The sequence below is a fragment of the Candidatus Zixiibacteriota bacterium genome, assembly GCA_040752595.1.
In the GTDB taxonomy this organism is placed as follows: Bacteria; Zixibacteria; MSB-5A5; order WJJR01; family WJJR01; genus JACQFV01.
Genome location: JBFMGX010000036.1, coordinates 17,656 through 38,982 on the forward strand (window position 1 = coordinate 17,656; position 21,327 = coordinate 38,982).

General features: G+C 63.2%; 16 protein-coding genes. 4 read left to right on the forward strand and 12 right to left on the reverse strand.

Annotation, left to right across the window (positions count from 1 at the left end; translation table 11 throughout):
• Positions 1-4: 4 nt before the first annotated feature.
• Entirely contained in the window at positions 5-1,144 is a 1,140-nt protein-coding gene (locus AB1792_09270; GenBank protein MEW5702405.1) for an ABC transporter ATP-binding protein, read from the reverse strand.
• Between the two features lie 123 nt (positions 1,145-1,267).
• Between AB1792_09270 and AB1792_09275 the strand changes: the two genes are divergently transcribed.
• The 3 genes from AB1792_09275 to AB1792_09285 all read left to right on the forward strand — a co-directional run bounded on the left by AB1792_09275 (position 1,268) and on the right by AB1792_09285 (position 4,788).
• Positions 1,268-2,668 carry a phosphomannomutase/phosphoglucomutase gene (locus tag AB1792_09275; protein MEW5702406.1) on the forward strand — a complete coding sequence of 467 codons (1,401 nt, stop codon included), beginning with the start codon at positions 1,268-1,270 and terminating at the stop codon, positions 2,666-2,668.
• A 14-nt stretch (positions 2,669-2,682) separates the two neighbouring features.
• Positions 2,683-3,498, forward strand: a complete 816-nt coding sequence (locus tag AB1792_09280) for a response regulator (protein MEW5702407.1) — start codon at positions 2,683-2,685, stop codon at positions 3,496-3,498.
• Positions 3,499-4,602: 1,104 nt separating this feature from the next.
• Positions 4,603-4,788, forward strand: coding sequence for a hypothetical protein (locus AB1792_09285; protein MEW5702408.1), 186 nt, complete (start codon positions 4,603-4,605; stop codon positions 4,786-4,788).
• Between the two features lie 118 nt (positions 4,789-4,906).
• Here the strand turns inward: AB1792_09285 and AB1792_09290 are convergent, their stop codons facing one another.
• The 4 genes from AB1792_09290 to AB1792_09305 form a co-directional block, all read right to left on the reverse strand.
• Positions 4,907-6,634, reverse strand: a complete 1,728-nt coding sequence (locus AB1792_09290) for a cation:proton antiporter (GenBank protein ID MEW5702409.1) — start codon at positions 6,632-6,634, stop codon at positions 4,907-4,909.
• A gap of 12 nt (positions 6,635-6,646) precedes the next feature.
• Positions 6,647-7,465 carry an inositol monophosphatase family protein gene (locus tag AB1792_09295; GenBank protein ID MEW5702410.1) on the reverse strand — a complete coding sequence of 273 codons (819 nt, stop codon included), beginning with the start codon at positions 7,463-7,465 and terminating at the stop codon, positions 6,647-6,649.
• Positions 7,466-7,588: 123 nt separating this feature from the next.
• A complete protein-coding gene (locus AB1792_09300) occupies positions 7,589-9,430 on the reverse strand; it encodes an ABC transporter ATP-binding protein (protein MEW5702411.1) in 1,842 nt (613 codons plus the stop codon).
• Positions 9,431-9,512: 82 nt separating this feature from the next.
• Positions 9,513-11,318 (reverse strand): ABC transporter ATP-binding protein, encoded by a 1,806-nt coding sequence (locus tag AB1792_09305; protein ID MEW5702412.1) that lies wholly within the window; start codon positions 11,316-11,318, stop codon positions 9,513-9,515.
• Between the two features lie 330 nt (positions 11,319-11,648).
• Between AB1792_09305 and AB1792_09310 the strand changes: the two genes are divergently transcribed.
• Complete coding sequence (locus AB1792_09310; protein ID MEW5702413.1) at positions 11,649-12,128, forward strand: Mut7-C RNAse domain-containing protein; 480 nt, start codon at positions 11,649-11,651, stop codon at positions 12,126-12,128.
• A gap of 67 nt (positions 12,129-12,195) precedes the next feature.
• Here AB1792_09310 and AB1792_09315 read toward each other — a convergent pair whose 3' ends face one another.
• The 7 genes from AB1792_09315 to AB1792_09345 form a co-directional block, all read right to left on the reverse strand.
• Positions 12,196-13,098, reverse strand: coding sequence for an MlaD family protein (locus AB1792_09315; protein MEW5702414.1), 903 nt, complete (start codon positions 13,096-13,098; stop codon positions 12,196-12,198).
• Positions 13,099-13,217: 119 nt separating this feature from the next.
• A complete protein-coding gene (gene hprK / locus AB1792_09320; protein ID MEW5702415.1) occupies positions 13,218-14,186 on the reverse strand; it encodes an HPr(Ser) kinase/phosphatase in 969 nt (322 codons plus the stop codon).
• A 49-nt stretch (positions 14,187-14,235) separates the two neighbouring features.
• On the reverse strand, positions 14,236-14,595 hold the full coding sequence (gene raiA, locus AB1792_09325) for a ribosome-associated translation inhibitor RaiA (protein ID MEW5702416.1): 360 nt from the start codon (positions 14,593-14,595) through the stop codon (positions 14,236-14,238).
• Positions 14,596-14,661: 66 nt separating this feature from the next.
• Positions 14,662-15,627, reverse strand: coding sequence for a class II fructose-bisphosphatase (gene glpX, locus AB1792_09330; GenBank protein ID MEW5702417.1), 966 nt, complete (start codon positions 15,625-15,627; stop codon positions 14,662-14,664).
• Between the two features lie 292 nt (positions 15,628-15,919).
• On the reverse strand, positions 15,920-17,422 hold the full coding sequence (rpoN, locus tag AB1792_09335) for an RNA polymerase factor sigma-54 (GenBank protein MEW5702418.1): 1,503 nt from the start codon (positions 17,420-17,422) through the stop codon (positions 15,920-15,922).
• A 673-nt stretch (positions 17,423-18,095) separates the two neighbouring features.
• Complete coding sequence (locus AB1792_09340; protein ID MEW5702419.1) at positions 18,096-19,628, reverse strand: TlpA disulfide reductase family protein; 1,533 nt, start codon at positions 19,626-19,628, stop codon at positions 18,096-18,098.
• A gap of 203 nt (positions 19,629-19,831) precedes the next feature.
• Entirely contained in the window at positions 19,832-21,298 is a 1,467-nt protein-coding gene (locus AB1792_09345; protein ID MEW5702420.1) for a hypothetical protein, read from the reverse strand.
• Between the last annotated feature and the right edge of the window lie 29 nt (positions 21,299-21,327).

Below are 21,327 nucleotides of genomic sequence, written 5' to 3' on the forward strand. Positions count from 1 at the left end.
AACATCACGCCAACCGTCGCCCGTCGACGGGATCAAAGAACAACATGCGCCCGCGCGCTATGTCGAGTCGAACCGGTGTGTCGATGGGAATAACGGCCTCCCGGCTGCCGGTCGCCGTCAGCGTGAAGCGACCATCGCCTACGCTGTAGTGCGTCCGGTCACCGAGGAACTCGTGCGCGAGAACCCGCCATGGCGATTCGGGGGCCACGCTGACGAGTCGAACGTGCTCGGGACGGATGCCCACTTCCACATGGCGCGAATCACTCGATCCGAGCTTCGCCGTCAACTCCGGGGGAACAGCCGATCCCAGCGGAGCAAACACCAACGCGTCGCCCTCGGACTGCAGTCCACCGGCCAGCAGGTTGATCGTCGGACGTCCCAGGAATGCAGCGACAAAGCGATTCGGAGGATCATCATAGAGCTGCGTCGGCGTGCCGCACCCCATCGTGATCCCGCCATTCAGGACAAGGACCCGATCCCCCATGGTCAGCGCCTCGGTCTGATCATGCGTGACGTACAGCGCGGTCCGGCCCAGCGCCTTCTGTCGGGCGACGATCTCTTGTCGCATCTCGGCGCGCAGAGGCGCATCGAGATTCGAGAGCGGCTCATCAAAAAGAAGGATGCGTGGATCGGCGGCGATGGCGCGTCCCAGGGCGATGCGTTGCCGCTGGCCGCCCGAGAGCGCCCTAGGACGCTTGGCCAGTTGATCGGTCAGGCGCAGCGACGCGGCGATCTCGCGCACCCGGCGCGCAATCTCCGACCTTCCCACGCGGCGAATTCTCAGGGGAAACGCCAGATTGTCGAACACGCTCCAATGGGGATACAATGCGTAAGACTGAAACACCATGGCGCACCCACGGGCCCTGGGCGGTCGCCCCGCCACATCCTCGCCGTCAATGAGAATGCTCCCCGAATCCGGGATCTCCAGCCCGGCGATCAGACGCAGAATCGTCGATTTCCCGCATCCCGAGGGTCCGACAATCACCAGAAACTCCCCCTCGGCAGCCCGGAAACTGACCGCGAGCAGCGCCGCGACGCCGTCGAATGATTTGTCTACTGAGATGAACTCCACGGCCGCCATGACATGATCCCGATCGGTGACACCGACCGCCGCCAAGGTCGCCCGAAAAGCGGCGAGGGTCAAGGCGCGGCCCCGTCGGCGCGAAAAATCGCAATAGTCTTTGATTTCTCCCCCGTCGACTGACGATTTTGAGGACTTGCCGGGGTCGGATGCCCGGGCAGATGGAGCGACGAACTGATGCAAACCGTGAAGAAGCGCGCCCCGGTGGGAACACCGGTCGATCCCGATATCTTCAAGAGTTACGACATAAGGGGCATCACGCCCGAACAGATCAACGCCGATGTCGCCTACCGCGTCGGCCGGGCCTTCGCGCACGAGGTGCCGGGGTCGGCCGTGGCCGTCGGACGCGACATGCGGCTGTCATCCGATGAACTGACGTCGGCCCTGTGTGATGGTCTCGTCGACAGCGGCCGCCGCGTGATCGATGTCGGACAGGTCCCGACCGATGCCCTGTACTTCACGGTCGGACATCTGGCGACCGATGGCGGCATTATGGTCACCGCCTCGCACAACCCGCCCGAATACAACGGTTTCAAGCTGTGCCGCAAGAACGCGGAGCCGTTGTCGCGCGCCGATGGCATCGCGCGGATGCAGGAGACGATCGCCCTCGGCGATTTCGACGCCGCGGAAGCTCCCGGCTCACGCGAGGGCCAGTCGATCCTCCCCGCCTTCGCCGAACACGTTCTCTCGTTTGTCGACGTAACCAAACTGCGGAACTTCACGGTCGTCGTCGATGCGGGCAACGGCATGGCGGGAACGGTGCTACCCCTTGTCTTTGAGCATCTCCCTTGCCGTCTGATTCCCATGTACTTCGACCCCGATGGCAGTTTTCCGAATCATCCACCCAATCCGATCGAGCCGGAGAATCTCAAGGATCTGCAACAACGCATCCTGGTGGAGAAGGCGGACTTCGGTGTCGCCTTCGACGGTGACGCCGATCGGATGTTCCTGGTCGATGAGCAGGGTCGGGCCCTGGGAGGCGACATCGTCACCCTGCTGGTGGCTCGCAGCATCCTGGCGAAGAACCCTGGGGCGACGATTCTGTACAACCTGATCTGCTCCCGGGCGGTACCTCAGGCCATCGCGGCTGCCGGCGGACGGGCGGTCCGCACTCCGGTCGGTCATGCGATCATCAAGCCCCTGATGAAGAAAGACAACGCCCTCTTCGGCGGTGAACATTCCGGACACTTCTATTTCCAGAGAAACTGGTATGCCGACTCCGGGCTGATCGCCATGTTGATGGCCATGGAGGTCCTGTCTGAATCCCAAGCCCCTCTCTCGGAGCTCGTGCGCTCCGTTGACCCGTACGTCCGCTCCGGCGAGATCAACACGAAGGTCGCCAGCATCCCCAAGACGCTGGAGAGAATCAGTGCGGCCTTTCCTGACCGGGTGATCGACCGCACCGATGGACTGACCGTGACCTATGAAGACTGGTGGTTCAATGCCCGCCCCTCCAACACCGAACCGCTGTTGCGGCTTAATGTTGAGGCCGATTCCGCCGAACTACTGGAAGAGAAGACCGCGGAGCTCCTGCGGGTGATCCGCGGCCGGAAGCGCACAGCATCAGCCAAGCCCAAATCGCGCTGATCACCCTGGGCCTGATGCCGGACGCGTCGTTTTCCATTCTGCCGGGGGGACCGGAAGTGGACGCTGGCATCAAGACACTGTTGATCGTCGATGACGATCCCCGCATCCGCGGGCTGTTGACCCAGGCGCTCGACGCACTGGGCTACCACACAATCGAGGCCGCCAATGGCCGCGAGGCCCTCGGTATTGCCCGCCGCGAGAACGTCGACTGCGTGATCGCCGACATCAAGATGCCGGAGATCGATGGGCTCACCCTCCTGCACCATCTCAAATCCGAGCGTCCCCAACTCCCGGTCGTCATGATCACCGGCTTTGCCTTCCAGCAGCACAAGGCCGAGGCCGCCGACGCCGGCGCCGATGGCTTCCTGATGAAACCGTTCCGTCTGGCAAAGATCGAGGACGTCCTCACGCGTGTCCTCGCTCGACCCGCCGACGACAGTGCGACCCCTGCGCCGCGCGCCATCCGCAATGTACTCATCGTCGACGACGACGCCGAGTTTCGCGTCATCATGGAAGAGGTCATGCAGGCGATGGGTTACAACGTCCAAAGTGTCGCCACGGCGGAAACCGCGCTGGAGCGAATCGCGCAACACCGCCCCGACGCCGTGATCGCCGACTACAAACTCCCGGGTATGAGCGGGGAAGACCTTCTGCAGACCATCAAGTCCACCCGTCCCGACCTCCCCGTGATTCTGATTACCGGCTATGCCCCTTCGCTGTCCGGGAAGGAGTTTGCCGACGGTGCCGCCGATGCCTTTCTCATGAAGCCGTTCCGCATCGACCGCATCGGCGATATCCTCAAGTCGCTGGAAGCCCCGCCGACGGCGTAGCTCCATCTCCACTCCAACTCCATGTGGTAAACAAGGGGGTTCAGCCCCTTGCTGCATGCAGCCGAACCTATTGAGAACAGGGGGCTTTCAGCCCCATGGGGGGGCAAAGCCCGCCCTACGCGCCTTGTTTCCCGCTTCTCAAACTCTGCCGGAGGACTATATTGTGATTGGAGGCGCTATCCCGTTGTATGGCGATGGCTGTCCATTGTGGAGTGCGCGATGCCTGCGGACACCCACAATACCCACCCTTGCGGACGAATCATTCTCACTTCCGCACACGTCTGCTGCCTCGTGTTGCTTCTCCCGCCAGCGTCGTGGGCAACAACTGATCCCGATCCGTCGCCTCTGTTCAAGCAATCGCTCACGGCCTCGATTCAGGGCTTCGAGCAGCGGAATGGCGCTCAGGCACCAGCGGTACCCAATAGTCATGTCGTGATGCCGGCCGTGGTGACGGAAAGCCAAGAAGGCGACACATGCGTCTGCTGCATATATGAATTGATCTGCGCCTCAGGCGACCCAGATACACTGGCCAGCTTGGGTTTCCAAGTCGGCATGCGCCGGAGAGGCTTGAACTGCAACTTCGACTACTACGACTGCGTCAGGCATTGGGAAGTCAAGCTGGCGTCAGTATGCCTAATCTGGCAGTACGTTGAATGTGGACAAACGGACCTTCCCCGGATACCGGTCGGAGAGAGCTCTGGGTTCTGCAACGATTCGGTGTGTACAATGCCCGGCATGGCAACGTGCAACGCAGCCACCTGCCGGAACTCGACCTGCGCGGGTGGAATCTCGTGTCCGGGTTACTGGCAGCCGACAATGTCGTGCGGCACCCCAACCTGCTCCCCTCAAGAGACATGTTGGGGCAACACTTGCCCACCGGCACCAACCTGCTATCCCACGTGTTCCTATGCTCCGACCTGCAATTGGACAACGTGTACAGGACTCTCCACCTGCGGCTCCGGACCCACCTGCGCGTACGCTGCGACGTGCGGTCGACCCACCTGTTCCCCCTGGGAGACGTGCTACGGGACGGCCACTTGCCCCGCCTGCGACTGTTCCCATCAAGGGGACATCAACAGCGATGGGAACATCACGACGGCAGATGTGCGGGGACTCGTGAACTACCTGTACCGGGGCGGGTCCTCGCTTCCTGCGGATTCCACCTGTTTTCACTACTCACGCGGCGATGTGGATTGCGATGGACGTGAGACAATTGTCGACATCGTGATTCTGGCATTCCATGTCCAGACCGGCTATCCGGTGCTGTGCAATCCGTGCGTAACGCAATGACATGAGATCGGAAGGTGGGTCACCTGCCCGTTCGCCTTCTCAGTACCTCACGTGTCGACGTGCCCCCTGCGGGCGGGAGTTTCCAGCCCCCTGCGGCTGATGGTATCCACAAGACAGATTACGCCTTTTCTCCGCCGTTCGGGGCGCACTCGTTGTCTTCGCGGCGGCAACGGATGCGTGCGCGCTCATCGGCGATCACGCGCGTATCCGCGCCACAAGCGGACAAGACACGCGCGGCCACTTCGACCGCCGCCTCGAGTTCCGCGGGGACAACATCGGTCGCCCCCGCCTGCAAAAGCGCATCGATCTCAGCCAGATAGCGCGTGCGCACCAGAATGGGCAGCGTGGGGGTCGCTTGCCGTGCCCGACGGATGGCTGTGGCCGCCGCCGCCGGGTCATTGACAAGCAAGACCATCATGCGCGCCGAGTGAATCCCCAGATGTTCCAGAAGCTCCAGGCTGGTGACGTCCCCGTAGATAATCGGCTCGCCGGCCGGCGCGGCCGTGCGCACGGTCTGCGGATTCAGATCGGCGACGACATATGGAATGCCGGCGGCCTTCAATGCGGCACCGAGTTCCTGGCCGGCGACACCCCATCCGGCAATGATGATGTGGTCGTGGCGCGCATCCGCTGCCCCAGAGGACCCCGGTATCTGCGTGCCACGAAACATCCGGCGGAGAAGACCAACACGTGCGGCAGACTCCGCCAAACGCGGTGCCAGTCGCATCAGGAACGGCGTCACGATCATCGACAGGATGATGGCCATCAGAAACGGCTCCCGGAACCTGAGCGCCACCAGGTCGGTGCCTTCCGCCGCCCGGTAGAGGACAAAGGAGAATTCGCCCACTTGGGCCAGCGTGATTCCGGCCATCACGGACGTGCGCAAAGGCAGACGCATCACCCACGATGTGAGCATCACGATCACGAACTTCCCGCAGAGGATCATCGCCAGTAGGGCGACGATCGCCCCAAAATCACGGGCGGCCAGACGGGGATCCAACAACATCCCGACGGAGATGAAGAAGACACTGGACAGCACGTCACGAAACGGGACGAGTTCGGCCATGGCCTGATGGCGATAGTCGCTCCCGGCGACGATCAGCCCCGCCAGAAACGCCCCGAGCGCGAGTGACACTCCCGCCAGCGTGGCCAGCCAAGCGGTGCCGATGCAAACCAGAAGCGCGGTCAGAATGAACAACTCACGCTGACGCGTCCCGGCGACCCAGTGCAGTAAGCGCGGCACAACCAGGTGCGCGGCCGCCAGGATCAGAAGCAGGGCGCCGATGCTGATGACGGCGGCCATCCAAAACCACGATCCGGCCGCCGTCGTCCCGGCTAGAAACGGGATCGCCAGCATCACCGGTACCAACAACAGGTCCTGGAAGAAGCAGATGCCGATGGCCAGACGCCCATGGGGAGCATCCAACTCATCCTGTTGCTGCAGTCCGCGCAGGATGATCGCCGTGCTGGACAGAGAAACGATGATGCCCAGCAAGAATGCCTGCTGGAAGGAGATTCCCTGCAGCGGGGCGGAAAGCAGGACGGCGACGACCGTGATCCCGACTTGCAGCGTTCCCCCGATGAGAATCACCCGCCACAACCGGCGAAACCGGTCCAACGACAACTCCAGACCGATCCCAAACAGCAGGAGCGCGACCCCGATGTCGGCCATCAGAGTCACCTGGTCTACGTCTCCGATCAGGCCCAGACCGCGCGGACCGACCAGAGTCCCCACGAGAATGAACCCGGCGATCGCCGGGATGCCAAGATGGCGCAGCAAAGAGACGACGAGGACCGCGGCCGTCAGAATGACCGCCAAGTCACGGAGAATGACGAGGTCGTGCATCAGCCGCCCCGCTTAGGTAGGGCATCGGCCTGCGCGGATGACCGCCAGCATCTGCCGATGCAAAGCCGCATTGGCCGCGACCGCCTGCCCATGCTTCAGTGTGAACGGCGCCCCGGTGAAATCGGTCACCAGTGCACCCGCCTCCAGACACAACAGCGTTGCGGCGGCAAAGTCCCACGGCGAGAGCTTCATCTCCCAGAAGCCATCGAACCGCCCGGCGGCGGTCCAGGCCAGATCGAGCGCGGCCGCGCCCATGCGGCGAATCGCACGCGCCGACTTGGCGAAGCGGGCGAAATGATCGAGATTGTCGATATTGGTTTCACGAATGTCGTAGGGGAACCCGGTCGCCAGGATCGCCGAGCCGAGCTCGGCGGTCGTCGAGACCGACAGTTTCTTCTCCCCAAGGTATGCCCCGGCGCCGCGCACGGCGGTGAACATCTCCCCGCCCAGCGGATGATGGACGATCCCGCAGATCGGCTCGTCGCCGCGCCACAGGCCCAACGAGACACAGAAGATCGGCAGCCCGTGGGCATAGTTCGTCGTGCCATCGAGCGGGTCGACATACCAGGCATACTCGCCGGACGCATTCTGCCGCGATCCCTCCTCGGCGATAATGGCGAATTCAGGGAATGCCGCCGCCAGCCGTGAAACGATCAACTCCTCGGCCCGCCGATCCATCTCCGTGACCAGATTGATCTGGCCCTTGAGTTCCACGGTGCGCCGACGTCCAAAGTGCTCGGCCAACAGATCGCCCGCAGCGCGGGCAATCGGCAGCGCGGCCTGCAGATATTCATGCCAGACCGGATCGGATGTCATCGGACCGTCGCGCATCAACTCAACCTTCCCCTTGAACAGAGACGATAACCTCCGGTGCCCCACGGCTTGCCGTGGGGTACGTTGCATGGCGGCGATTCCCACAGCAAGCTGTGGGGCACCATGCAACGCACCCCGAATTCACACCGTCACGCGCGGGGCAGCAGTTTCAACTGCCTCCTCCGGCTCTTCCTGCAGACGATACAACCGCGCGTAGATCCCGTCAAGGGCCAGCAACTCATCGTGGCTGCCGATCTCCCGCACGCGCCCATGGTGCAGAACGATGATCCGGTCGGCGGCACGGATCGTGGAGAGACGGTGCGCGACCACGATGTTGGTCCGTCCGGCAAACACGGCGGAGAGTGCCGCCTGAATCCGCGCCTCAGTTTCATGGTCCACCGAAGAAGTGGCCTCGTCGAGAATGAGAATCCCCGGATCGAATGCCACCGCCCGGGCGAACGCCACCAGTTGCTTCTCCCCGACCGAGAGACCGGAGCCGCGCTCGCCCACGGCACGCGCAAGCGCGCTGCCGCCGTTTCCCGCCAGACGTCCCAGTCCCACCCGCTGCGCTGCCGCCGCGATTGTCTCATCGTCGTGAGTGGCGACGTCCAGTCGGATGTTGTCCTTCACATCACCGGAGAACAGGAAGACATCTTGAGCAATGAGACCGACTCGCCGCCGCAACGCCCGGATGTCCCAGGCGCGGATGTCGACGCCATCGACGCTGATCGACCCGCGCTGGAACTCATAGAGTCGCGTCATCAGTCCGGCGATCGATGACTTTCCCGCCCCGGTGGCGCCGACCAATGCCAGCATCTCCCCCGGCGCGACCGTGAATGAAACATCCTCCAGCACCCAATCTTCGTGATTATAGGCAAACCACACATGGTCGAAGACAACCGTTCCCTCACCCGCGGACGGACGAACCACCGCAGGACCGGAGGGCACCGGCCCCGGATGCGCATTCGCCGGGCTACCGATCGCCGGAGTCGTGTCGAGCAGTTTGAATACGCGTTCCGCCGACGCCATCGCGCCTTGCAGGATGTTGTATTTCTCCGCCAGGTCGCGGATGGGAGAATAGAACCGCTCCGCGTATTGAATGAACGCGGCGAGCGCGCCGAACGTCATCGCCCCGGTCACGACCTTACCGCCGCCGTACCAGATGATCAGCGCCAGCGAGATCGCCCCGATCAACTCCACCACCGGGAAGAAGACCGCATACTGCAAGACCGAACGTTGGTGCGCCCCGCGCAGTTCGGCGTTGATCGCCTGGTGTTTGGCCTGGGTGGCCTCCTCCTGATTGAATCCCTGCACGACCGCCACTCCGGTCACGCGTTCCTGCCAGTAGGCGTTCATGCGGGCCACGAGACGGCGCACCTCGCGATAGGTGAGGCGGACATGCTGCTTGAAGATCCAGGTGGCGGCGAAGAGCAGCGGCAGCACGATGAATGTCACCAATGCCATCTTCGCGTTCAGGAGAATCATCGCCACGACAATGGCCAGAAGCGTGAAGACATCGCCGAAGATCGTCACGACGCCGGAGGCGAAGAGCTCATTGAGCGCGTTGACGTCTCCGGTCACACGGGTCAAGAGCCGCCCTACCGGATTGCGGTCGTAGAACCGCATATCCATGCGCATGAGATGATCAAACACCTGGGTTCGCAGGTCGAGCATCCCCTTCTGCCCGATCCACTGCGTCATGACCATATGCGCATACTGCACCGCGAACTCGAGGGCGAGAATGCCGACATAGACGGCGATCCAGACCACCAGCCCATGCAGGTCGCGCTGCGCAATCGGACCGTCGATGACCCGCTTGATCACCCACGGCCCGGCGATCTGCAGCGCCGACATGACCAAAAGCAGCAGAAACGCGGACGCCACCACGGCACGGTAGGGACGCAGATACCCCAGCAACCGGCGCATCAGCCGGTGGTCGTACGCCTTCCCGAGGGCTTCGTCTTCGAAGAACTGCTCAGTCATTGTATCTGTTCGTATGCCTTTCGCTCAAGGCCCGCTGGCAAGGGGCTTAAGCTCCTTGTTTGCCGGTACGAGACGCGACGTGCTACAACCGCTCCAGCTCCTCCCGCAGCGCCTCCTTCGCCACCCAGCGGGCATAGGCGCCGCCGCGCGCCAGCATCTCCTCATGCGTCCCCGAATCAACCAACTCACCCCGGTCGAAGAACAGGATCCGGTCGACCCGCCGCAGGGTGGATAGGCGATGCGTGATCAGAATGAGAATCCTGGTACCGAAGAGTGCGCCGACGCGCGCGGTGATTTCCTGCTCCGTCTCCGCATCGACCGCACTGAAGGCGTCATCGAGGATGAGGATCGGGGCATCGGAGGCCAAGGCCCGAGCGAGCGTCACACGCTGCTTCTGCCCCCCCGAAAGGGTGATGCCGCGCTCACCGACGATCGTCTCATAGGTCTCCGGGAACTCCGTCACATCCTTCGCCAGTGCCGCCCGCTCCGCGATCTCGTGCAGCCCTTCCGAAGACAGCCCGGCTTTCCCCACGGCGATGTTGGCACGCAACGTGTCGGAGAAGAGGAACGGCTCCTGCCCCACCAGCGCGACTTGGGAGCGCCAGACACTCACGGGAACGGTGTTGGCATCCACGCCGCCCATGATCAGGGTGCCATCGGGCACCGGATAGCGTCGCCATATCAAGTGCGCGACCGTCGACTTGCCGCTACCCGTGGGCCCTGCCAAAGCCACCGTCTCGCCTGGGACAATGGCAAACGAAATATCGGCCAAGGTCACGCGCCCGGCGCCACTGTCGGTTCCGGCGGCGACGTCCCCGGAACCGTTGCCGTTTCCCCTGCCGTTCCCCGAATACGTGAACGACAAATGCCGGAATTCCAATGATCCACGCGGAATCGTGGTGACGGCACGGTCAGCGGTCGGGTCGGCTACAGCGGGCTTGGTCTCGAAGATCGTCGCCAGCCGCCGCAATGAGACCAAACCGCGCTGATAGAGCGACACCACCCAGCCAAGGGCGATCATCGGCCAGATCAACATCCCCATGTAGACCGTGAACGCCACCAGCGTGCCGAGATCGATGCGACCGTCGATGACGGAGCGGCCGCCGATGTAGAGCACCACGATAATCGCCGAGCCGGAGATCAAGCTCATCAGCGGCAGAAAGGCGCCCCACATCTGGATCAGGCGCATGTTGCTGCGGAAGTAATCGCGGTTCTCGTCGCGAAAGCGCCGACTGCGGTCCGGCTCGGTGGCAAAGGCCTTGATGACGCGAATCCCCGCCAGCGACTCCTGCGCCGAGGCCGACAATCGGGAAAACGACTCCTGGATCGCCAGGTAGCGACGGTGCGCCACGCCCCCGAGAAGGTTCGTCAGGATCGCCAGTATGGGCAGGGGCAGAAGGGCCCAGAGCGCCAGGTGGACATCCAGGTGTAACAAGAGCGGCACCGCGACCAGCGCCACCATGATCGTGTTCGCCCCCTGCATCACGCCGGGGCCGACCAGCATCCTCACCTGCTCGACGTCCGAGGTCGCCCGCGTGATGATGTCGCCGGTCGGCGTGCGGTCGAAAAAGCCGCCATCCTGCTTCAGGATGTGTGCGAAGAGATCGCCGCGCAGATCATACTCGATCTTACGCGAGGCCCAAATCACCGTGCGTCGCATCAGGAAGCGAAAGATGCCCGCCACGACCGCCAGCGCCACGACCAGCGCGGCGTCCCAGACCAGAAGACGAGCGTCGCCGCCATGTTCGATCCGATTAATGGCCCGGCGCAAGATCAACGGCGCCACCATCGTCAGGGCATTGGTGATGGCAATCGATACCAGACCCCACCAGAAATATCTCTGGTAACGGACCAGATACGGCCGGATCAGATACAAGTAGCGGTACATGCGACTCCTGCCCACGCCCGGGCTGCCGTGTGTCTGTCTTGTGACATCCACGTGGCAGAATGAATTTAACGTGGCGGGACGCTCATCGTTGGAGGTATTTCATACCAGTCTCATCCCATCGACGTGCGTCAGCGTCACCCCAACGCCCCGCATGACCGTACCCATGTCATCCCGAGCGAATTCTGCCGCCTTTGGCGGCAGGGTGACGAGAGGGATCTGCTGTTGTCGTTCGTCCTCCGGATCTCGGATACAGCAGATTCCTCATCCGCCGCGGCGGATTCGGAATGACGGACGTATGTAGTTTGACAGACTCGTGTGGAGAGCTGTCCCATGGGCTCGGAACCGAAATTCGCCTGCGATGACCATTGCGGTCGCCTGGCGCGCTGGCTGCGCATCCTCGGCTTCGACTGCACCCACGATCAGACGATCACCGATGCCGCCTTGTTGACGGCGGCGCTGGCCGAAGAGCGCATCATTCTCACACGGGACGCTCGCCTCGCGGAACGGACGTTGGCCCGCCGTCGCATTCTACTGGATTCCCCCGACCCTCTGAAGCAGGTGGTCCAGGTCCTGCAAGACACGCGAACCACTGTCGATGACGGCCGTCTCTTTACCCGCTGCACCCTCTGCAACCAGCCAACCGATCCGACCGAACTCGCCGCGGTCATCGACCGTGTTCCACCCTACGTCCAGAAGACGCAGACGACGTTCCGCCTGTGCCCATCTTGTGGCCGCGTCTTCTGGCGCGGCACCCACGTGCAGCGAATGCTCAAGCGGTTACAGGCGACGGGGATCATCCCCTGGGCGTAGGGGCGTATTGCAATGCCCCCCTCCCCGCGAGGGACATCACAACAATGGCAACGATTGTAAGCTGCCTTCAGAACAGCGAGACGTGCACAGAGAGGTATTTGCGCGGATTGGCGCGGATGTCACTCACCAAGGCATCGATCTCACTGGCGGTTTCTTCCCAACGACGCAGCAGTTGATCGTCGTGGATCAGCCGGGGCAATGAGCCCGCGCCGGTGCGCATCTCGGTGACGACGTGCTGCACATCATCGGAAATCGAGTCCAGGCGATTGGCAAAGGCCATGATCACCGTGGCGGCGGAGTCGACCCGCTCGACGGCGCGGGCGGCGGTCGCTTCGTTTTGTTCCACGGTGCGCCGCAATCCGGCGGCCGCCGCGCCGAGATCGGTCACAGCCTGCGAGACATCGCCGCGCTGCTGTTCCACCAGGTCGGCAGTCTGCGCCGAGACCTTTTCGAGACTGGCGGCAATGGCATTCAGACGCGCCAGCGCCGAGTCGGAGCCGACGGAAGTACGGACGGCGCGCACGAGATCACGGACCTCCTGCGTCATCCGCCCCATCAAACCCATCACTTCGGGAATGCCCGTGTCGTACTCGCCGCGGGCCGGCGAATCGCGCGGCAGAAACTCCGCCGCCGTGCCCGTCTGCACGTCGACAAACCGCTCCCCCATGAGGCCGACGTTCTTGATCGTGAACAAGGCGTCGCGCCGTAAGGCCACGTCGTTGGCCAGATACAGCCCGACGCGTACGCCGCCGCCATCCAAGGCGATCGAGGCCACCTTCCCCTTGGTGACTCCGGAGACCGAGACCGGATCGCCGACATTGAGGGCACCGACATTCGGGAACCAGACATCCTGACGGTAGCGGCTCTTCTCCAACCGGAACCCCTTGAGCCAGAAGAGTCCCGCCACCAAGACGACCAACGCCACGAGGACCGTGGCGCCCACTTTCAACTCGGCCCGGGAGCTGTCCATGTGCGGTCTTCTACCCGCCCCGACTACTCCATCCCGCGGCAGTCGGGGGGGTCACGTCATGTTCTTTGTATCGACAGGATGGGCCCCGTGCCGCAAGGGATCGTGCCGGTCCCCGCCCGCTACTCGGTATCCGATTCGAGGTACTGCGACGTGGCATGACGGCGCATCATCTCCTCGGCCAGGGAACGGGAGAACTCCCGCGGCGTGTGCACGCCGTAGATCTTGAGCATGTGATTCATGGCGATCACTTCCGAGATGACCGTGATGTTCTTGCCGGGCGACAACGGGATCGTCACCAGGGGAATCTCCGCGCCGAGAATCGTCGTGAACTTATCCTCCAACCCAAGGCGTTCATACTCGGCGTCCTCGCGCCACAACTCCAGGCGCACCTCCACCTCGACGCGCTTCTGCAGCCGCACGGAGCGGATGCCGAAGAGCTTCTCAATGTTGATGATCCCGACGCCGCGAATCTCCATGTGATGTCCGAGATGCTCGCCGGGCGAGCCGATAATCACTCGCGGCGCCCGCCGCGTGATCTTGACGACGTCATCGGCGACCAACCGGTGGCCGCGCTCCACCAGATCGAGCGCCACCTCCGACTTGCCGACTCCCGACTTCCCCGTGTAGAGCAGGCCAACACCATAGACGTCGACCAGCGTGCCGTGGAGCTGCGTCGTGGGTGCAAAACGGACGTCGAGGTAGACGGCCAGACGGTTGATGAACTCCGTCGTTGACAGGCGCGTGCTGAGAAGCGGCGTCTGGTACTGATCGGCCAGCGCTTCCATCTCGGGAGGGGCGGGGAGATTCTTGGTGATGACGACCATCGGCAGCCCCAGCCGGTAGATCGACTCCAGAACGATGCGCCGGCGCTCAGGAGACAGCGAATTGAGATAGGTCATCTCGGTTTCGCCGATGACCTGGGTCCGCTCGTGCGGGTAGCGGTCCACATAGCCGGAGAGCGCCAGACCGGGCCGGTGGATCTCGGTGTTCTGGAGGCGCCGCTTGATGCCGGCACGACCCCCGACGACATGGAGCTCGAACTGCTGTCGTCGATCCTCCAGGAGTTTCTCGACGGTCACGACTTCCATGGCGTTGCTGACCTCCGGTCGTCGACCACGGGTCGTCTGGGTCGACGACTCAATACTCCTCGTCGGAAGAAACCGTCTCCGGCCGGGAAACGGTGCCCTTCGCGCCCGCGATCGCACGGGCATCCTTACTCTTCAATCGGTCCTTATATTTCTTCAGTTGCGCCTCCATCCGGCCGGCCGCCTCATCGATGGCGGAACGCATGTCTGTCGCCTCGCCGCGTCCGGTCAGCACGGTGCCATGCACCTTGGCCGAGGTCTCGGCCACATGGCGATGCTTGTCCACTTCCAGAACCCAATGGAGGTCGATGATGTTGTCGAAGAATCGCTCGAACTGCCGGGAGCGGGTCTCGACCTGGCGCTTGTCATCGCTGGTCAGCTCGCAGTGACGGGCGGTCATCCGTACGGGCATCGCTGGGTCCTTTCCCACTGTCGTCCCGCGAAGGGACAGGTTCATTCGCCTCTTGGAGCCGTGGGTTCATGACGGCGCGAAGGCCGTCTGGTTGACGAAGGAATGGTGTGTCTCAATGAAGCGCACCGTGCGCGTCAAGGAACGCATCACGATCGAGTGCGTGACCGCGCCGTCGTGTGTGAACTGCACGCCGCGCAGCATGTCGCCGTTGGTCACCCCGGTGGCGGCGAACATGATGTTCTCGCCCCGGGCCAGATCCTGTTCCGTGTAGATGTGGTCGAGATCGCGGATCCCCATGGCGTGCGCGCGATCGATCTCCTGCTGGTTGCGCGGCCGCAGTCGGGCCTGCATCGCGCCGCCGACACAGCGCAGGGCCGCGGCGGCCAAGACACCCTCCGGCGCGCCGCCGGTCCCCATCAGGACGTCGACGCCGGTGTTCGGCAGCGCCGTGGCGATCGCCGCCGACACGTCGCCGTCGGGGATCAGCTGGATCCGGCACCCGGTTTGCCGCACCTCGTCGATCAACGACTCATGCCGCTCGCGGTCGAGAATCACTACGGTCAGGTTTTCCAGCGACCGCCCCAGGGTCTTGGCGATGCGACGGAGGTTTTCGGCTGGAGACACTCGCAGATCGATGGCCTCCCGCGCCGCCTCACCGACCGCGATCTTCTCCATGTAGGTGTCTGGGGCATGCAGGAAATGCCCCCGCCGACCCACCGCGATCACCGCCAGCGCGTTCGGCCGTGCATACGCGACCGAGTTGGTGCATTCGAGCGGATCGAGGGCGATGTCGATCTCCGGTGGGTGACCCGTTCCCACCCGTTCGCCGATGTAGAGCATCGGCGCCTCATCCCGTTCCCCCTCACCGATCACGACCGTGCCGTCCACGTCCACATCGTTGAAGACCGAGCGCATGGCGCGTACCGCCGCCAGGTCGGCGGCATTCTTGTCACCCTTGCCCAGCCACTGCGCGCTGGCCAGCGCCGCGGCCTCCGTCACTCGGACCATTTCCAGGGCCAGGTTGCGATCCATCGCTGTGTCCTTGTGGCATCGATTACACTTCGTTCATCCCAAGAAAAGCAGACCCCTCGCTCCGCTCGGGGTGACAGGAGGTCCCCCCGACTTTCAAGGTGGAGTTGTCGTTCCGAGCGAAGCGAGGAACCTGCTTTTCCACGACCGCGGCCCATCCCCTCGTTCTGCTGGCAGATGCTGTCGTCATGTGATCAGCAAACCCGAAAAGCAACGGGACGAACGCCATGATACGTCCGTCCCGTGTACCGCGCCATCCCCGCGCGCAGACATGGCCATACCGCCTCGATAACTCTCAACTCCAGAGCCCCGTCGCCGCCGGCGCGGGGGAATTCGATGGGGACTCGGCGGAATCCCGGTCGGTGGCAGCCGGCTTGGCCGGCTTGTCAAAGACGCGCTTGCGGAATCGAGCCGCGGGAAGATGCAGCTCCTCGCGGTACTTCGTCACGGTCCGCCGGGCCAACTTGATCCCTTCCGCTTGGAGTCTCTGGTAGATTTCCTGATCCGACAGCGGGCGGCCCGGATCCTCCCCATCAATGATCGCGCTGATGCGTTGCTTCACCGTCGGCTTGGTCATCTGCTCACCGTCGGTACGCGCCACCCCGGAGTTGAAGAAGAACTTGATCTCGCGGACTCCCTGCGGGGTCTGCACATACTTGTCGTTGGCCACACGCGAGACCGTCGCGACATTGACACCGACCTTCCGGGCCACGTCCTCCATGATCAACGGTTTCAAAAACGCCGGCCCCTTCTCGAAGAAGTCCTTTTGCTCCTCGACGATCGCTTCCATGACCCGGATCATCGTCGAGCGCCTCTGATTGATCGCATTGAGCAGCCAGCGCGCTTGCTCGAGCTTCTCGCGGACATATTGTTTGGTCTCGGTCGGCACGCTCTGCCCGCGTCGGAGCAGGTCCTTGTATGCGTTGTTGATCCGTAGACGGGGAACATTCCGGTCATTGTGATAGACGGCATATTCCTCGTCGATCCGGTCCACGATCAGATCAGGGACAACGGGACGGGCTCCGACGGTGAACCGCCCCTGTGCCGGACGCGGGGAGAGTGTCCGCAAGTCCTCCATCGCCTGCTGAATCCGTTCGTGCGGGACCCCCAGCGCCTGCGCCAGTTGCATGTGCGTCTTGCGGTCCAGCTCATGCCAGTGCTCACGCACGATCCGCGCCGCCAGCGACTCGCCCTGATCCTTCTGGGACAGTTGGATGAGAAGCGATTCCTTCAGGTCACGCGCGCCGACACCGGGCGGGTCGAACGTCTGCACAAGCTTCAGGACAGTCGCCACCTTCTCGATCGGAACCTTGAGATCGGCCGCCATTTCCTCGACGCTGATCGGCAGCAAACCGTCGTCGTTGATGTTCCCAATGATGTACTCGCCGATTTCCAGCTCGTCGTCGGGCATCTTGGCCAACTGCAACTGCTCAATCAGGTGATCGTAGAGCGAGGTTTCCGCCACCGGGGTCCGCTCCAGCGTCTCGTCCGTCTGCTCGGTGACGCGTCGGGGGACGAACTCCGAGCCCTCCTCGAAATACGACTCCCAGTCGAACTGCTGCTCGGCGGCCGCCTCAGTCTTCGGCGTCTCGCCAGCCGTGCTCTCGTCGATGAGCTCCCGCTCTTCCGACATCTCCTCGGTCTCGACCGCTTCGATCTCCTCCAGCAGAGGATTGGTCGCCAACTCCTGCCGGAGGGTCTGCTCCAGCTTGAGCACCGGCATCTGCAGCATCTTCAGCGATTGAATAAGCTGCGGTGCCAGAACCTGACGGAGACCCAATCGGAGCTCAAGCTTCAAGGCATCATCCTCTGCCGGGCCGGACTCTTGACCCTATACCGCTGGCAGCCAGCAAGTTGGCCGCAAGCATCGGAAACCGCCACAACGGGTTTCCACAAAAATATACCCTCTGTGCCGTCGCGGGCAAGACAAAAGAGCGTCGCTCCAACTCCATCCCAATCAATGCGTTATATCCCCCGTGGCTGGTCCGGCGCAAACGCCTCACAGCGGCGTCCACCCAAAGGTAGTATCGGAAGAAACGCGACTGTGTTTGACCGCGCTGCGAACCTGTTGTAGGGGCCGTTCGCGAACAGCCCGCTGTCGATTCCCAAGCCGACGCCGCCGTCCCAAGAACCCCCTGTCAGGTTTTGTTGGCTCCCTGTGGCGCCGGGTTTGTCCTGATCGGCCGTGCCCAAGGTCACGGGCACACAACAGCGGGTGTAGGGGCCGTTCGCGAACGGCCCGACCTGTGACGAGACAGACGGACGCATCGCGATGCGCCCCTACGTCGGTGCAGAATGGCCACGTTTGGTATAGGGGTGAGGCGGCGCCTCGCCCTTCGCTTGCATGTGGAAAGGGCGACCCGGCGGGTCGCCCCTACAGGATGGCGGATGGCGGGATTAGACGGTAGGGGCGTATGGCCATACGCCCCTACGTTCGTCACAGAAATCGAATGCCATGTGGATTACGGTGCCTATGCGCCCTTGGCCTTGAGGGCGCCCTCGACCAGCTTCGCGAGGTTGTCACCGCGGCAATCATCACCGGAGGCCACGAGACTGCCGTCGCGTCCAACGAGGAAGGGACTCGGTATTCCCTGCACCATGAAGGCGCTCACCAACGGCCCCTCCCAGTTCTGCTGGTCGTAGATGTGCCGCCAGTTCATGCCCTTCTCAGCGATCCACTTGCGATAGTCATCGGTCGTGGTCTTGTCGGCGTAGTCGAGCGAGATCGACAGAACGTCAAATCCGTCCGGATGGTACTTCTCATAGGCCGCGAGAATGTGCGGCAACTCGCCCCGGCACGGACCGCACCAAGTCGCCCAGAAATCCACGAGAACGACTCTGCCCTTGTAGTCGGCCAGCGACACCGGCTTGTTATCCAGATCGACGCCATCCACCGGGATCGGCCACATCGCCGCGACCATCTCGCCCTGGAAAAAGGAGCCGGCAATTGATTTGGCCTTCTCATCAGAACCGAAGGCCTCGGCAAAGTGGCGGACGCGTGGCAACAGCGCAGTCTTGTTGTCGCCCGCTTCGGCGAGGTCCATCATCAAGAGCCATGCCTGCGCGGCGCCGTAGTATGTCGTGGCGCTGTCGACCTGACGGAAGTCCGGTCGCGCCGCCCCGACCGCCGCCGCCCAGAGTGAATCCTCCGCTCCTTCGGGCCTGGTCCGGCAGAACCCCGCCACGGCCGCCCAGTAGTGTGCCTCGCTCCGGCCCTCCGGGGATGGATTGGCCGCCAGGTAATCCTGCGCCTCCCGGTGGACGCCGTCGGCGACCGAACCCCACGGACCCCAGATCGATTTGACTTTCGCCAAAGCGCGGACACGTTCCAGACCGTAGTCGAAGGTGGGATCGTCCCGCTTCAATTCACGCAAAGCCGCCAGACGTTGGCCTTCGAACTCGATGCGCACGGCGGTCGCCTGCCAGCCATACCAGATGCCCCGGTTCTTTCGCATCGCATCCAGGCGGGACTTGCTCCAATCATCCAGACTGTCCAAGCTTAAGAAAGTCACCGGCGCTTTGTCATAACGAGGCAAACCCTGGGCAAAAGGCGCCTCCTGGCGATCACGCGACGCCCGGGTCCGCTGCACCAGCGGGGCAAAGCGCGGGTCGCCCCGCAATGAATCGAGGTCGGTATCATAGAGAAGCTGGTCGGGATCATCCCAGCCCGCATCGACGACTCTTGTCAGCCACGCCCAGGCGGAATCATCCTCTTGCGCCCGCGCCAGTGCACAGGCCACGTTGTAGGCACCCCACTTCCCCGCCGGGATTAGTTCCATTTGTCGACGGAAGTAGGGGACCGCCTCCAGGTTTTTCCCGTCAACGCACCGCGCATGCCCCGAGTCACCCACCGCCGTGTACAAACCTACAAGTTGGGGGTCATAGAACGTCACCGCGGGGATACTCACCGCCGACACGGCCGGCGTCTCGACCTTCTGCGCGCAACCGGCGGCACCGAGCACCACCAGCAACAATGCCGAACCGGTCACTCTCCGAATGATCATCGCAGATCCTCCTTGGGGCTTCGAACAACTCCAGACTGAGCACTATCATATGCGAAGAAGCGGTTTCCTCGCTCCGCTCGGAAGGGCAACTTCGCAGTGAGAATCAGACATACCCCTGTCACCCCGAGCGCAGCGAGGGGTCTGCCTCTTCTGACCAAATCCCATTTGTTACAGACTCTCAGCCGTGGCATTCGACCCGCGCGTCAGTCGATGCGCTCAGGGTTGTTCCACCGGAACCGACTGGCCCCGTGTTCGGTCCCCAGCCAGAGGTAATCCCCATCGACGACGATCGTCTGTACCAGCGGGTCCAACAGTCCATCGGCGGCGGTGATCACCCGTCGTTCACGGGTGGCCGGGACGAAGCGCACGAGTCCGCTCCGCGTCGCCGCCCACAGTATGCTGTCTGTCACCGCCAGATCAAAGACATTGTCATCCGGGAGTCCTTCGCTCCGATCATATCCCACCGGCAGGTGCGTGCCGAGCCGATCGATCACGACGATGCCGCGTTCGGTCCCGACATACACCTGGTGATCGTCGTGGCGGATCGCCCGGACCCGTCCCGAGAGCGGCCCGGTCGGCAACGAGAAGAACTGCCATTCCGGGACCGGCTTGACGAGGCGAAACAACCCCCGGTCAGTGCCCAGCCAGACAACGTCGCCGGTGACATCGATCGCCGCCACACGCGCGTTGACCACCGGGGCGGTCGTGGCAAAGAAGACGGAATCGGAGGGAATGTAGATCCCCTCGACGCCGGTTTCCGTCCCCACCCAGACGATGTCGCCGTCGACGCAGAGGGACCAGACGCGCTCGTCTGTCAACCCTTCACGCTGCCCAAAGGTGCGAAATTGCATGGTGCGCCGGTCCAGGCGCACGACACCGGCATCGGTCGCCATCCAAAGAAACCGCCCGTTGGGTTCACCCGCGAACTGGTGGATGTGATCGGAGGTGAAACCCGACGTGAACCGTGCTTCGGCATATGTCCAGCGCGACGCCACGGTGTCATAGATGCTCAACGCGCCCTCGTTGGCGTAGTAGTTGGTTCCCCCGAAATACACGCGACTGGAATCGACGAAGATCGCCTCGACGTTGTCGTGAAACAGACCCCAGGACTGCGGCTCGACCGTGATAACGCCCCAGGGGAGCTTCCAGACAAACTCCCCCCAGGTCCCCAGCCACAGCGTCCCGCGCGAGTCCTCTTCCCCGCCGATGATCCGATAGGCGCGCAGATGCGGATCGGTGAGGTACCCCGGATCGAGGGCGTCGAAGCCGACGGGCAATTGATAGCGCGTCAGGTCGACCGACTGCCAGCCCTGCACCAGCGAATCGGGGAACGTTGAGACGTCGCGCCATTCATGCCAGATCGGACTGAGCCGCGAGTATCCGCGCGTGGTCTCGGCGTACAATTCATCCGTGAGCGGATCATAGGCCAAGCGGACAACGGCGTTGGCGGGAAGTCCCTCTGAGATCGTAAACGGCACCACCCAGCGGTCGAGGTTGCGATCGTAGCGGGCGATGCCGCCGCGGGTACCGAAGTAGAGCCAGTCGGGTGTGAAGGCCACCGACGTGACATAGCGCACCGTGGTGTAGCCCCGCCAATCCCCGGGCCGGTAGCGGGGATCAGGATCGGCCAGAGCGTGATGCGTCCACACCGAGAAGACCAGACATGTCACGGCGCCACAGACCACCGACGCAGTCCGCC

Bases quoted from the DNA above. Each gene is read 5' to 3' on its own strand.
- AB1792_09295 (MEW5702410.1), bottom strand. From the start codon at position 7,465: ATGCGCGACGGTCCGATGACATCCGATCCGGTCTGGCATGAATATCTG.
- AB1792_09310 (MEW5702413.1), top strand. From the start codon at position 11,649: ATGGGCTCGGAACCGAAATTCGCCTGCGATGACCATTGCGGTCGCCTG.
- hprK (MEW5702415.1), bottom strand. From the start codon at position 14,186: ATGGAAGTCGTGACCGTCGAGAAACTCCTGGAGGATCGACGACAGCAG.
- glpX (MEW5702417.1), bottom strand. From the start codon at position 15,627: ATGGATCGCAACCTGGCCCTGGAAATGGTCCGAGTGACGGAGGCCGCG.
- raiA (MEW5702416.1), bottom strand. From the start codon at position 14,595: ATGCCCGTACGGATGACCGCCCGTCACTGCGAGCTGACCAGCGATGAC.
- AB1792_09300 (MEW5702411.1), bottom strand. From the start codon at position 9,430: ATGACTGAGCAGTTCTTCGAAGACGAAGCCCTCGGGAAGGCGTACGAC.
- AB1792_09315 (MEW5702414.1), bottom strand. From the start codon at position 13,098: ATGGACAGCTCCCGGGCCGAGTTGAAAGTGGGCGCCACGGTCCTCGTG.
- AB1792_09290 (MEW5702409.1), bottom strand. From the start codon at position 6,634: ATGCACGACCTCGTCATTCTCCGTGACTTGGCGGTCATTCTGACGGCC.
- AB1792_09280 (MEW5702407.1), top strand. From the start codon at position 2,683: ATGCCGGACGCGTCGTTTTCCATTCTGCCGGGGGGACCGGAAGTGGAC.
- AB1792_09340 (MEW5702419.1), bottom strand. From the start codon at position 19,628: ATGATCATTCGGAGAGTGACCGGTTCGGCATTGTTGCTGGTGGTGCTC.
- AB1792_09305 (MEW5702412.1), bottom strand. From the start codon at position 11,318: ATGTACCGCTACTTGTATCTGATCCGGCCGTATCTGGTCCGTTACCAG.